At 64.8% G+C, this 12874-nt stretch carries 12 protein-coding genes; 4 read left to right on the top strand and 8 right to left on the bottom strand.

Annotated elements, in window-relative coordinates:
- Nucleotides 1-2: 2 nt before the first annotated feature.
- Both scpA and ACFULT_RS15785 read right to left on the bottom strand, forming a co-directional pair.
- Nucleotides 3-2285 carry a methylmalonyl-CoA mutase gene (gene scpA, locus ACFULT_RS15790; RefSeq protein WP_037113229.1) on the bottom strand — a complete coding sequence of 761 codons (2283 nt, stop codon included), beginning with the start codon at nt 2283-2285 and terminating at the stop codon, nt 3-5.
- Between the two features lie 2 nt (nt 2286-2287).
- The gene (locus ACFULT_RS15785) at nt 2288-4177 is read right to left on the bottom strand and encodes a methylmalonyl-CoA mutase family protein (RefSeq protein WP_378481857.1); all 1890 of its coding nucleotides are present in this window, start codon (nt 4175-4177) and stop codon (nt 2288-2290) included.
- A gap of 164 nt (nt 4178-4341) precedes the next feature.
- Here ACFULT_RS15785 and ACFULT_RS15780 point away from each other — a divergent pair, with 164 nt between their 5' ends.
- From ACFULT_RS15780 to ACFULT_RS15770, 3 genes are read left to right on the top strand one after another with little or no spacing between them, the layout of a single operon-like run.
- Nucleotides 4342-5043 carry a TVP38/TMEM64 family protein gene (locus ACFULT_RS15780; RefSeq protein WP_378481856.1) on the top strand — a complete coding sequence of 234 codons (702 nt, stop codon included), beginning with the start codon at nt 4342-4344 and terminating at the stop codon, nt 5041-5043.
- A 31-nt stretch (nt 5044-5074) separates the two neighbouring features.
- Nucleotides 5075-5692, top strand: coding sequence for a hypothetical protein (locus ACFULT_RS15775; protein WP_037113227.1), 618 nt, complete (start codon nt 5075-5077; stop codon nt 5690-5692).
- Nucleotides 5693-5729: 37 nt separating this feature from the next.
- On the top strand, nt 5730-6299 hold the full coding sequence (locus tag ACFULT_RS15770; RefSeq protein ID WP_378481855.1) for a hypothetical protein: 570 nt from the start codon (nt 5730-5732) through the stop codon (nt 6297-6299).
- A 91-nt stretch (nt 6300-6390) separates the two neighbouring features.
- On the opposite strand, the gene ACFULT_RS15765 is transcribed toward ACFULT_RS15770, so the two are convergent.
- The 3 genes from ACFULT_RS15765 to ACFULT_RS15755 all read right to left on the bottom strand — a co-directional run bounded on the left by ACFULT_RS15765 (nt 6391) and on the right by ACFULT_RS15755 (nt 8990).
- On the bottom strand, nt 6391-7596 hold the full coding sequence (locus tag ACFULT_RS15765) for an SPFH domain-containing protein (protein WP_037113224.1): 1206 nt from the start codon (nt 7594-7596) through the stop codon (nt 6391-6393).
- Nucleotides 7597-7602: 6 nt separating this feature from the next.
- Nucleotides 7603-8034, bottom strand: a complete 432-nt coding sequence (locus ACFULT_RS15760; protein ID WP_378481854.1) for an NfeD family protein — start codon at nt 8032-8034, stop codon at nt 7603-7605.
- A 143-nt stretch (nt 8035-8177) separates the two neighbouring features.
- On the bottom strand, nt 8178-8990 hold the full coding sequence (locus tag ACFULT_RS15755) for a DUF3097 domain-containing protein (protein WP_037113221.1): 813 nt from the start codon (nt 8988-8990) through the stop codon (nt 8178-8180).
- A 230-nt stretch (nt 8991-9220) separates the two neighbouring features.
- Between ACFULT_RS15755 and ACFULT_RS15750 the strand changes: the two genes are divergently transcribed.
- Nucleotides 9221-10060, top strand: a complete 840-nt coding sequence (locus ACFULT_RS15750) for a hypothetical protein (RefSeq protein WP_378481853.1) — start codon at nt 9221-9223, stop codon at nt 10058-10060.
- A 36-nt stretch (nt 10061-10096) separates the two neighbouring features.
- On the opposite strand, the gene ACFULT_RS15745 is transcribed toward ACFULT_RS15750, so the two are convergent.
- From ACFULT_RS15745 to fabG1, 3 genes are all read right to left on the bottom strand, one after another.
- Nucleotides 10097-11182, bottom strand: a complete 1086-nt coding sequence (locus tag ACFULT_RS15745; RefSeq protein WP_037113220.1) for a ferrochelatase — start codon at nt 11180-11182, stop codon at nt 10097-10099.
- 67 nt (nt 11183-11249) lie between these two features.
- Complete coding sequence (inhA, locus tag ACFULT_RS15740; RefSeq protein ID WP_020110096.1) at nt 11250-12074, bottom strand: NADH-dependent enoyl-ACP reductase InhA; 825 nt, start codon at nt 12072-12074, stop codon at nt 11250-11252.
- Between the two features lie 44 nt (nt 12075-12118).
- A complete protein-coding gene (fabG1, locus tag ACFULT_RS15735; RefSeq protein WP_037142311.1) occupies nt 12119-12841 on the bottom strand; it encodes a 3-oxoacyl-ACP reductase FabG1 in 723 nt (240 codons plus the stop codon).
- Nucleotides 12842-12874: the final 33 nt, after the last annotated feature.

The raw sequence follows: 12874 nt of genomic DNA, 5'->3' as shown, positions 1-12874 counted from the left end.
GTTCAGGCAGATGCCTCGCGCGGCGCATCGGGCGGAGTGTGACCCAGCTGCACCGACAGTTTCTCCACGAGCCCGATCGCGGCGTCCGCGATCACCGTTCCCGGCGGGAAGATCGCCGCGGCGCCTGCCGCGTAGAGCTCGTCGAAGTCACCCGGAGGGATGACACCGCCGACGACGATCATGATGTCGGGGCGGTCCACCGCCGCGAGCGCTTCCCGCAGCGCGGGAACCAACGTCAGGTGGCCTGCAGCCAACGAGGACACTCCGACGACGTGAACGTCGTTGTCGGCCGCCTGACGTGCGACCTCCTCCGGAGTCTGGAACAGCGGGCCGACGTCGACGTCGAATCCGATGTCCGCGAACGCCGTCGCGATGACCTTCTGACCACGGTCGTGACCGTCCTGGCCCATCTTGCAGACCAGGACTCGCGGTCGGCGTCCCTCGTCCTCGGCGAACTGCTCGACCAGCTCGGTGGCCTTGGTCAGATTCTTCGCTTTGCCGGCTTCGTCGCGATACACACCACTGATTGTCCGGATTTCCGCCTGATGGCGCCCGTAGACCTTCTCCAGCGCGTCGGAGATCTCCCCGACGGTGGCCATCTTGCGCGCTGCGTCGATGGCCAGGTGCAGCAGATTGTTCTCGAGCCCGCTCTCCGACGTCGCTGCCGCCCTGGTCAGGTTGGCCAGCGCCTCTTCGACGGCCGCGTTGTCTCGCTCGGTGCGCAGACGTGTCAGCTTCTCGATCTGTTCCGTGCGGACCTTCGAGTTCTCGACCTTGAGAACCTCGATGGTGTCGGGCTCGTCCGGGACGTACTTGTTGACGCCCACCAGCGGCTGCCGACCGGAGTCGATGCGAGCCTGGGTCCGCGCCGCGGCCTCTTCGATGCGAAGTTTCGGAATACCCTCGCCGATAGCTCGAGCCATGCCGCCCGCGGCCTCGACCTCTGCGATGTGTGCACGCGCACGATCGGCCAACTGGTGGGTGAGCCATTCGACGTAATGCGAGCCGCCCCACGGATCGATGGGGCGCACGGTGTTGGATTCCTGCTGAATCAGCAACTGAGTGTTGCGGGCGATGCGAGCGGAGAAGTCCGTGGGCAGCGCCAACGCCTCGTCGAGTGCGTTGGTGTGCAACGACTGTGTGTGGCCCTGTGTCGCCGCCATCGCCTCCACACAGGTGCGCGCGACGTTGTTGAACACGTCCTGAGCGGTGAGCGACCACCCCGAGGTCTGCGAATGTGTGCGCAAGGAACGCGATTTCGCGCTCTTCGGTTCGAACTTCTGCACCAGCTCCGACCACAGAAGGCGACCCGCGCGGAGCTTGGCGACCTCCATGAAGAAGTTCATGCCGATGGCCCAGAAGAACGACAGACGCGGCGCGAACGTGTCGATGTCCATACCCGCGTCGAGCCCGGCGCGGATGTATTCGACACCGTCGGCCAGGGTGTACGCCAGCTCCAGATCTGCTGTCGCGCCGGCTTCCTGGATGTGGTAGCCGGAGATGGAGATCGAGTTGTACTTGGGCATCTTCGCGCTCGTGTACGCGAAGATGTCCGAGATGATCCGCATCGACGGCTTCGGCGGATAGATGTAGGTGTTGCGCACCATGAACTCTTTGAGGATGTCGTTCTGGATGGTGCCCGCAAGCTTCTCGGGCGGCACACCTTGTTCCTCGGCTGCGGCGACGTACAACGCCAGAATCGGCAGGACCGCACCGTTCATCGTCATGGACACCGACACGCTGCCGAGGTCGATGCCGTCGAACAGCTGGCGCATGTCGTAGATGGAATCGATGGCCACACCCGCCATTCCGACATCGCCCTGCACGCGTGGATGATCCGAGTCGTACCCACGGTGCGTCGCGAGGTCGAACGCGACGGACAGACCTTTCTGACCGGCGGCGAGATTACGGCGATAGAACGCATTGGATTCCGCCGCCGTCGAGAAGCCGGCGTACTGCCGAATGGTCCACGGCTGGTTGACGTACATCGTCGGGTACGGTCCGCGCACGAACGGCGGGGTTCCGGGATAGCTGCCCAGCGGGTACCCCTGCGCCTCCACCTCGTCGCGATCGACCTTGGTGTACACCGGTTTCACATCGATACCCTCGGGAGTGGACCACACGACCTGCTCGGCGGTGTAGTTGTTCGCTGCCGCACCGGCCTCGATGTGTGCTGTCACGTCTTCGGCCGTCGGCGCGGCGTCAGCACGTGTCGACGGATCCTTCAGCGGCACATCGGCGAAACTGCCGATGACGTGCGACGTACGAGAGTCATGAGTGGTCATCGTCAGGCTCCCAGGTAATCGAGAAGATCGGTCAACACGGCAACAGCGTCGACCTTGGCGGTGAGGAAGTCGTCAGGGCGGCTCGCATCGTCGACACCGGAATCAGCGTCGGGGCGGCCGAAGACCTTCTCGGGCCCGGCGAGAAGAACACGCTCGATCCCCGCTCGACGCAATGCAAGTACCGCCGGTCCCGCTTCGTCGACGTACCGCTTGTCGGTACCGCACAGCACCGCCACCCGTGCTCCGGAACTGCGCACCGCGTCCGCGATCGTATCGGTGGTCAGTGGCCCCGGGTTCTCGGTGTGGATTCCACCGGATGCAAGGAGGTTGGCCGCGAAGGTCGTTCGCACGTTGTGCTCGGCAACCGATCCGATCGGTGCCAGAAGCGCAAGTGGACGCACATCGTGTTGGAGCAGGTAGGCATCCGACCGGTCTCGCAGCGCCTCGAACGCAGCGCCGTACCGGGCGACGGTGGCGGCAGGTTGGGGCGGTATCGGCGCCTCGGCCAGGTTCGGGAACTCGTTCACTCCGGTCAACGGCGTACGCCGGTGCGCAACGTCGGAATCGCGCTGCGCCTTCGTCTGGTCTATGGCAACCGCCATCGACCCCGAGTCGAGCGCGGCGAGATACCCTCCGTCGGATTCGATGCTCTGGGTGAACTCCCACGCTCTCGCCGCAAGGTCGTCGGTGAGCTTCTCGATGTACCAGGACCCGGCACCCGGATCGAGCACCCTCCCCAAATGCGATTCCTCGAGCAACAGCAGCTGCGTGTTGCGAGCGATCCTGGCCGCAAAGGTCTTCGACACTCCGGCAGCGCCACCGTCGAGGGCAGCGTCGAAGGGCAGCACGGTCACCGCGTCTGCCCCACCGATGCCTGCACCGAACGAAGCAAGCGTGGTACGCAGCATGTTCACCCACGGATCACGCTGGCTCATCATCGCCTCGGAGGTGACGGCGTGTTGTGGGGCGCCGCCCGCGTCCGGCGCGCCGATGACCTGAGCCACCCGCGCCCACGTCATTCGAGCTGCACGGAACTTTGCGATCGTCTGGAATTGGTCGTCCGTGGCAGCGAAACGGAACTCGATCTGCCCCAGAGCCTGCTCGGCCGTCAACCCTGCTGCGGTCAGCGCACGCAGGTATTCCAATCCGGCCGCGACCGATGCACCCACCTCCTGGGTATCGCTCGCTCCGGCATTGTGAAACACGGTGCCGTCCACCGTGATCGCGCGCACGGTCTCGGGACGAGCCTCGGAGCGAACGGCGAGCGCGACCGCATCGTCGACGCTCACAGCGCCGACACCGGCGAATCGGGCCGTCAGCGGCGCAGCGCCCAAGCGGATGTCGACAGCGGCACGGTCTTCGAGCTTCGAGGAATCCGCCACCGCGAAGATCGCGTCGGCTGCCGCGGCGACGTCCGACCCGGCGTCGACGACCACCGGAGCCAGATCCAACAGAACACCGTCCAGCGCACGCGCTACCCCGGTCGCCGGAAGTCCGGATCCACCGATCGAGAGCCACACTCCACTGATTCCGTTGTTCAACCCGTCCAGAATGGATTCGTTGATGGACTCCGGGTCGGAGTTCCCTGCACCGAACTTCGCACTGACGGTCCAGCCGGCGTTCACGTCGCGAGTACGGTCACGGCCACGAACGAACGGGTGGACGCCCGGCAGCGGATGTTCCGGTTGCTCGTCGCGCACACCGTAGAGCGGCGCGATCGAGACTCCGTCGTAGGTCACTGCGTCGAGCAGGTGCTCCGCATCGACCGGAAGGTCCGCGACGTCCACTCGTCTCGACTTCGCGAGGACGCCCGCGACGGCCTTCTGCCACACGACATACGCACTGATGGAAGCGTCATCTTGCGAAGCGCTCTCTGGTGAAGCAACGGACACAGTGACTGCTCCCTCGACTCGATCGGCACGCAGATCGACAAATTACGACGTCTGTGATGTTAACCGCGATTGTTGGAAGACTATCGTGAGGATCACCTCATGCCTGCGCGGGCATCGGTTCGGCAAGCGTCGCTGCCGGGCGGTTGCCGGTACTGTCGGCGAATGTGAAGAGGCGCTTTCGAGACCCCCGGCTCATCGGCCTCGTTCTCCTTCTCCTGGTCCTCGCTCTCGCTGCAGCTTTCACGCCACATCCGTCCGTCGCTCAGATCCGCGAGTGGTCGCATTCGATCGGTCCCGCGTTCCCACTCGTGTTCTTCGCCGTGCACGCACTGGTCACGGTTGCCCCGATCCCTCGTACGCTCTTCACCCTTGCCGCGGGCGTCTTGTTCGGGTCGGTGACCGGCATCGTGGTCACCGTCGGCGCGTCCACGGTCAGCGCGGTGATCGCGCTGCTCATGGTCCGGGCAGTAGGTCGGGAATGGTTCGCAACCAGGATGACCCACCCGGCGGTCAAGGCCATCGACGACAGCCTGGCTCGCCGAGGCTGGCTCGCGGTGGGCTCGCTGCGGTTGATCGCGCCCGTTCCGTTCTCGGTGGTCAACTACTGCTGCGGGGTGTCGTCGATTCGCATCGCCCCGTTCGCGTTGGCCACTGCCGTCGGAGTCGTGCCCGGAACAGTGGGCATCGTGGTGCTGGGCGATGCGCTGGGCGGGAACGCCGATCCGGTGATGCTCGCGTTGTCGGCGTCCTGCATTGCACTGGGCGTGCTGGGCCTGATCGTGGACTGGCGCCTGACGACGCGCGGTCGAACCCGGGCACGTCAAGCCGCGGAGCTTGATATTCAGGAGTCAAGTCAAAAACGTTGACTTGCATATTTCAAGGCACTAGCCTTGACGAATGTTTGTCATGACGATCGATCAGCGTGGAAGCCGACGCGAACGCGATCGCGTCGAAGACCTACTCGAGGCCATGCACGGCGTGCCGCTCCTCCGTCCGTTCGACCGAACCGCGGGCGACGAGGTTCAGGCCGTCGTGGAGAACTCGCCCACCGGAGCGCGCACCGTCGTCGACGTCGCACTACGCCTCGCCCGCGAACAGCACTGGAGTATCGGCATCGGAGTCGGCGCCGTCGAACTCCCGCTCCCCACCACCACCCGGGCCGGACGAGGACACGCGTTCGAAGCAGCCCGTGACGCCGTGACCCGAGCCAAGAACGCACCGGGTGGCGTCGCAGTCGCCAGCGCACGCGACGATCTCGCCGCCGCCGCAGCGGACGCCGAGACAGCACTGATCCTGGTCGCACTGCTCGTCACCGACCGAACCGAGCAAGGCCACGCCGCAGTGGACCTCATGACTGCCGGCCACACGCAGACCAGCGCCGCCGAGATACTCGGCATCAGCAAGCAAGCGATGTCACAGAGATTGTCGGTGGCGAGGTGGAGTATCGAATCGGGCGGGCGAACACTGGCCGAACATCTACTGAGCGACCTGTCCGGTCACGAGGACCGACTGTGACGGCTCGGCACGGCAGGCACATTCGAGGGAGAAACCGATGTCCGTTTCGGCACTGACGACCGTCATGACGCAGATACTTCTGGTCGCCTCGGCCACGGCGTCGATCGCCCCGTCAACAGGCCGACTGCCCACCCGGCTGCCGACGTGGGTGCCTGCAGTCACGTCCGTGGGTCTGCTCGCGATCGCTGCCGTCTGCGCGTCTCTGACCGACCCGGTACACGGATTCATGTTGGCCACCACGTACGTGGTCACGGTCGCCGTAGGCGCTGTAGGCGGTTCCGGCATCGTTCCGGCGGTCTTCGCAGTTGCCCGGCGGAGCGGCACGCCCGGACCCGACGATTCGCCGGGACCACTGCACGGCGGACGCACCATCGGAGTCCTCGAGCGCACGGCGGTCGCGGCATCCATCCTGTCCGGTTGGCCGGAGGGCATCGCGATCGTCCTGGCCGTCAAAGGGCTTGCCCGCTATCCGGAACTGCGTGCCAGCGAGCCGTCAGCCCAGTCGCCTGCCGCGACGTCGGCCTCCGAGCAGTTCATCATCGGCACCTTCGCGAGTGTCATGTGGGCCGTCGCCGTCTGCGGAGTCGGCCTCGCCCTGACCACCTGACCGATCGACCACCTGACCGATCGACCACCTGACCGATCGACCACCTGACCGTCCGACCGGCAGCGCGAACTGCGACGACCCGCCCCGCTTCTTACCGCTCCGGTTCAGCCTGAGGCGCAGTCCACTGCTGATGCGCCGGCCCCGCCGACAGCTCGCCTACGTCGAGCCCTTTCGTCAGACTGGGGTCGGGAGCAAGGGAGGTGTCGACGGGCGTGCGCGCAACGGCTTCCGCAGCCGCCACGGCCTCCGCGACAGCCGGATCGCTCTTCGTCTCGAACCAATCCGCGACTTCTTCCGAGTCGTCCTCGGGTTTGGTGTCCGTACCCGAGGTGTCGCTCGGCTGGAACCGGAACACACCGTCTTCCCCTGGTGCGCCGAGGGTCTTGGCGAATCCCTTCAACGCATCTCCGAAGTCGCTGGGGATCATCCAGACCTTGTTGGCGTCACCCTGCGCCATCTGAGGCAGCGTCTGCATGTACTGGTAGGCCAAGAGTTCGGGCGTCGGCTTGCCCGCTTTGATGGCCGCGAAGACCTTTTCGATTGCCTTGGCCTGTCCCTGCGCCTGAAGGTACTTCGCAGCCCGATCGCCTTGGGCCCGAAGAATTCTGGACTGACGCTCACCCTCGGCCGTGAGAATCGACGCCTGCTTGGCGCCCTCGGCTGCAAGGATCCGACTCTGCTTGTCACCCTCGGCCGTCTTGATCGCGGACTCGCGGTGTCCCTCCGCCGTCAGGATCGTCGCTCGTTTCTCACGGTCGGCCTTCATCTGCTTCTCCATCGACTCCTGGATCGACGGCGGCGGATCGATGCTCTTCAGTTCCACACGTGCCACGCGCAGGCCCCATCGCCCGGTCGCCTCGTCCAGGACCCCGCGCAATTGGCCGTTGATGGAGTCGCGAGACGTGAGCGTCTCCTCCAAGGTCATGCCACCGACGACGTTGCGCAACGTGGTCGTCGTCAACTGCTCCACGCCCACGATGTAGTTGTTGATCTCGTAGACGGCGGCCTGAGGATTGGTGACCTGGAAGTACACGACAGTGTCGATCGACACCGTCAAGTTGTCCTTCGTGATCACCGGCTGCGGTGGAAAGGACACAACCCGTTCTCGCAGATCGACTTTCGCGCGAACCCGATCGACGAACGGAACGAGGAACGTCAGCTGCCCCGACACAGTCTTCGAATACCTACCGAGCCGCTCGATCACCGCGGCCTCGGCCTGCGGTACCAGCGCAACCGATTTGGCCACCAGAACGACGACAAGAAGGACGATCACGCCCAGAACGATGAGTGCTGCCATGTTCGACTACGGTCCTCTCCACACGAGCGCAGTTGCGCCGTCTATTTCCATCACGGTCACTGTGATCCCCGGCGCGTACACCTCGGTGGAATCCAGAGGACGCGCCGTCCACACCTCACCGCCGATCTTCACCTGACCTTCGGTGGCCGACACCTGTTCGAGCACCAGCGCACTCTTGCCCGACAACGCCTCGATTCCGGTCGGCAGGACAGGCGGTTTCGCGAACTTGCGCAGCAGAATCGGACGCACCCCGAGAACGAGGGCCAACGACACGACGGCGAACACCACGGCATCGACCCACACCGGAAAATCTGTTATCGACGACACTCCGGCCGTTGCCAGGGCCCCTCCGGCGATCATCAGCAGGAAGAAATCACCCGTCAGTGCCTCGGCCGCCGCAAGGAGGACGCCCGCGATGAGCCAGATAATCGCTGCCACACCCCCAGTGAACCACAAATCGGACATCTGCCGGTGAGACCGAGGTGACAACTCACTGCAGCAACCGATCGGTTACTGCAGCGCGGTTACTGCAGCGCGGTTACTGCACTGCGATTACCGGCGCCGAGTCAACGGGGGCTCGGTCACTGGGGCTCGGTGACGAAATCGACCAGCTGCTCGACCGCACCGATCAACGGCGCCTCGAGATCGCGGAAACTGGACACCGATTCGTACACACGTCGCCAACCGTCGCGCGGAGATCCCCACCCCAGCTCCCGGCAGATACCGGTCTTCCAATCCTCGCCGCGCGGAATCCGCGGCCATGCAGCAATACCAACTGCCTTGGGACGCACCGCTTCCCAGACGTCGATGTACGGATGGCCCGTCACGAGCACATGCGGACCCAAGGACGTGGTCAGTTTCGACTCCTTCGAACCCGTCACGAGATGGTCGACGAGCACACCGACACGGCGCCCAGGACCGGGCTCGAACTCCGCGAGACGCTCACCGAGATTGTCGAGACCCTCGAGGTGCTCGACCACAACTCCTTCGACACGCAGATCGTGACCCCACACCCGCTCGACCAGAGCGGCGTCGTGGACACCCTCGACCCAGATGCGGCTCGCACGAGCCGTACGAGCACGCAGCCCTTCGACACGGGTGGAACCCGACGCCGACCGAGAGGGGCCCGCCTTCGGAGCCACAGCGGCACGTACCAACGTCACCCGCTTTCCGTCGATCAGGAACGCAGCCTCGCGCAACGCGAACAGACGTGTGGTTCGTGCCGCGTCCTCCAGGCGCACGAAATCACCGTCGTAGGTTCGCTCGAACCCCACGACAGCGCCGCAGTACCCGGTCGCCGCGTCCTCGACCACGAGCCCACGCTCGGCCGGAACCTGCGGCGCAGGGACCTTCCGCATCCGACTGTGACCCGCAAGAATGTCCGACCCGTACATATCCGCCACGGCCGAACACGCTAGCCGAACCCACAGCACTCGAGCCGAACGCCACGCCGTTCGAAAGCCTCGACTCACGGGTCATTTCTGCAGGCTCCACTCCCGGCTTCTCCCGGGTCATTTCTGCAGGCTCCACTCCCGGCTTCTCCCTGGTCATTTCTGCAGGCTCCACTCCCGGCTTCTCCCGGGTCATTTCTGCAAGCTCCACTCCCGGCCTAAACTGGTGAGCCGTGAGTTCTCCCAGTGCAAGCCTCGCCGTATGGGCGAGTTCGTGGTTGGCCGGCGTGAGCGCACCGGACGACGTGATCGACGCCATGGCCGAATGGGCGCCGATGCATCTGGTCGTGGCTGCGGACGAGGCAACCGCGGCCTCCGCGTCGCTGGCCTGGCCGAGCCCGCGTGCCGACGGCATCGCAGCGTTGTTGACGCTCGTGCGTGCGACGTCTGGCCGCGCGCCGGGCGGTGCCCGACAGCCGGGGAACCCAGGAATCGAACTGCTTCTTCCCTCGCCTGGATCTGCGCAGAATCTCACGCCCGGTACCGCGTTCTCCCGTGCGGCACTGGTCACCGGTCAGGCTGTTCTCGTCGGCGCTCCCGGAGCCGACGGAATCGGTCTGGTACCTACCGTCGAGGGCCCGGACGTGATGCGCTGGACGGTGCACACCGTCCGGGTTCCCGATCACTTCGTACGCGACTTCTCACTGGGCGAGGCGGAATACGCGATGCGCGACGCCGTGCGCGGTGCCGCCGAGGCTCTCGGAACCATGTCGGCACTGCCGACGCGCACTCCGAACGGTGACCCCCGCACTCGGATTGCCGCCGAGTTGGAATCGCTTGCGCGACATCGCTATCCGATCGAAACTCCCGAACGAGCGCTTCGTGTGCTGGAGTCGGCCGACCGGGTGTCCGCGATACTGTCCGTTGCTCAGCACGATTCACCCACCGAGGCTCCTACCGCTGCAGCAGAGGTAGCGAGGGAGAACCTCATACGGCCTCTGTGGTCGGCCGTGCGGGCTGCGCGACTCAGCGCTGTGGCGCGCAGCATCGAAGAGGGAGCGCCTCGGGCCTGAGCGGAGCCGAGTCGGGGCCGACGAGTGTGCGTTGCGTCAGCGAGGTGCGCCGACCGGACGACGACGCGCAGGTTGCTCGCAGCAGTTGAGTGCGCAGCGATCACCGTTTGCCGTCGAACCGTAACGGGGGACGCTACCGATCCCGCGGGGAGAGGTGTCGCCGACGTACTCCCCCACCAACTCGACGATCATCTTCGCGAACCGTGGATCCGTGCCTGGCGTTGCTACGCGCGCGAAAGCCATGGACAGTTCGGCTGCCTTGTCGCGTGCCTCGGTGTCGAGATCCCACACCACCTCGAGGTGATCGGACACGAACCCGACCGGGCACACGAGAACCGCGTCGACACCCTTGTCCGACAGAAGTTCGAGATGGTCGCAGATGTCGGGCTCGAGCCACGGAACCTGAGGTGGTCCGGAACGCGACTGCCACACCAGGTCGTAGTCCTCGAAACCTGCTCGCTCGGCAGCCAGCCGGGATGCGTCGGCGACTTGTCTGCTGTACAGGTGCCCGCCGTCCTTAGGCGGCCCCGCGTTCGCGTCGGCCGCGCTGGGAATGGAATGTGCAGTGAACACGAGTCGCGCTCCGGCACGTTTGTCAGCAGGCAACTGTTCCAATGCGGCGGTGATCGCGTCGGCGAAGGAGTCGATCATCAGGGGGTGGTCGTAGAACTGCCGGATCTTGACCAACTCGGGTGCGCCGTCACCTACCGATTCACGAGCACGTGCGATGTCCTCGTGGTATTGCCTGCACCCGGAATAGCCACCCCAAGCTGACGTCGGAAACACCAGCGCGCGGCGAACACCGTCCTCGGTCATCCGGGCGACCGTGTCCTCGACCATCGGATGCCAGTTCCGGTTACCGAAGTACACCGGTAGGGAGATCGATGCCGATGCCAATTCGGATTCGACCGTCGCGATGATGTCGCGGTTGAGTCCGTTGATGGGCGAGACTCCACCGAAGTGCATGTAGTGCTCGACGACCGCGTCGAGCCGCTCGGGCGGCACACCGCGTCCACGGGTGACGTTCTCGAGAAACGGCCGAACGTGTGACGGGTCTTCGGGGCCACCGAAGGACAGGAACAGCAACGCATCGAAACCATCGACACCACGAGAGTCGGTCATCGGTCCATTGTGCGCCCGAGGAGGATGTGACCGAACACGCCCCTCCCCGGGCGTACGGAGAAGAGAATCAGACGTTGTCCGGGAGGTACGTGTTGTGGCTCGCGCCGCCGTCCACGTAGATGATCGAGCCGGTGGTGCCCGGCAGCCAATCGGACAGAAGCGCAACGATCGACTTGGCAACGGCCGTCGGGTCGTCGTAGTTCCAACCGATGGGCGATGCACCGTCCCAGTACTCGTTGAGCTGCTGCATCTTGGCGGCATCGCCCGTCGCTGTGCCTGCGATGGCCTTGGCTGCCAAAGTGCGGATAGGGCCTGCGGCAACGAGGTTCGAGCGAACGCGCTTGGCCTGACCGACCTCGCGGGCGACGTACCGGTTGACCGACTCGAGCGCGGCCTTGGCAACGCCCATCCAGTTGTAGTACGGCATGGCGGTGCGCGGGTCGAAGTCCATTCCGACGATCGATCCGCCCTCGTTCATGACGGGGAGAACGGCACGCGCCAGCGAGGCGTAGCTCCATGCGGAGATCTCGAACGCACGCGAAGCGTCGGGGCCCGGACCGTCCAGGAACGGCTTCGCGTCCGGTCCCATCAGAGTGCGCGGCGCGAAAGCGATGGAGTGCAGTACGCCGTCGACACCCTCGGGTGCGAGTTCGCGAACGCGGTCGGCCAGAGCGGCCAGGTGCTCCTCGTTGGTTGCGTCCAGTTCGATCGCCGGGGGCACCGGCTGCGGGAGCCGCTGCGCGATGCGGTCGATCAGGCGGAGCCTGTCGAAGCCGGTGATGATGACCTTCGCGCCCTGGTTCTGCGCCATTGCGGCGGCGTGGAACGCGATCGAGGCATCGGTGATGATGCCGGTCACGAGTATTGTCTTGCCTTCGAGCAGTCCGCCCATGTGTATTCCTTACAGATCGAATCGAAAAGAGAAAACGAAGAAAATCAGTGACCCATGCCCAAGCCACCATCGACCGGAATGACCGCACCTGACACATATGCTGCGTCCTCCGATGCGAGCCAACTGATAACGCCAGCCACCTCCTCGGTCGTGCCCTTGCGACCGAGGGGAATAGCGCTGACAGCCATCTCCTGATATTTCTCGTCCAAGGCCTGGGTCATTTCAGTGTCGATGAAACCTGGCGCGACGACATTGGCCGTGATCGAACGCGAGCCGAGCTCACGTGTCAGCGAACGAGCGAGCCCGATGACACCTGCTTTGGATGCCGCATAGTTCGCCTGTCCTGGTGTACCGGCAAGCGCAACGACTGATCCAAGGAAGACAAAGCGTCCGTAACGCGCTCGGAGCATGGACCGACTCGCGCGCTTGGCAACGCGAAATGCACCGGTCAGGTTTGCGTCGATGACCTTGGAGAACTGTTCCTCGCTCATACGCATGATCAACGTGTCATCGGTGATGCCTGCGTTCGACACCAGAACCTCGACAGGCCCCTGCTTCTCCTCGACCTCTTTGAACGCAGCGTCGACGGATGCGGAATCGGTGACGTCGCACACGACGCCGAGCAGACCTTCCGGCGCGCCCGAGCCACGGTGAGTGACGGCGACCTTGTGGCCGTCGGCGGCGAGTCGCTGAGCGATGGCAAGGCCGATGCCTCTGTTACCTCCGGTGACAAGTACGGAACGTGCGATGAAGTCGGGTGTGGACATGCCTGCAACCTATCTGTTCGTGCTGGAATGACA

Source organism: Rhodococcus sp. NPDC057297, assembly GCF_042667435.1.
Lineage (GTDB): Bacteria > Actinomycetota > Actinomycetes > Mycobacteriales > Mycobacteriaceae > Rhodococcoides.
This window is presented reverse-complemented; position numbering and strand designations above follow the sequence as displayed.

Excerpts from the sequence above, each read along its gene's own strand:
- scpA (WP_037113229.1), bottom strand. The coding sequence starts at position 2,285 with ATGACCACTCATGACTCTCGTACGTCGCACGTCATCGGCAGTTTCGCC.
- ACFULT_RS15775 (WP_037113227.1), top strand. The coding sequence starts at position 5,075 with ATGTTTGTCATGACGATCGATCAGCGTGGAAGCCGACGCGAACGCGAT.
- ACFULT_RS15770 (WP_378481855.1), top strand. The coding sequence starts at position 5,730 with ATGTCCGTTTCGGCACTGACGACCGTCATGACGCAGATACTTCTGGTC.
- ACFULT_RS15765 (WP_037113224.1), bottom strand. The coding sequence starts at position 7,596 with ATGGCAGCACTCATCGTTCTGGGCGTGATCGTCCTTCTTGTCGTCGTT.
- ACFULT_RS15755 (WP_037113221.1), bottom strand. The coding sequence starts at position 8,990 with ATGTACGGGTCGGACATTCTTGCGGGTCACAGTCGGATGCGGAAGGTC.
- ACFULT_RS15745 (WP_037113220.1), bottom strand. The coding sequence starts at position 11,182 with ATGACCGACTCTCGTGGTGTCGATGGTTTCGATGCGTTGCTGTTCCTG.
- inhA (WP_020110096.1), bottom strand. The coding sequence starts at position 12,074 with ATGGGCGGACTGCTCGAAGGCAAGACAATACTCGTGACCGGCATCATC.
- fabG1 (WP_037142311.1), bottom strand. The coding sequence starts at position 12,841 with ATGTCCACACCCGACTTCATCGCACGTTCCGTACTTGTCACCGGAGGT.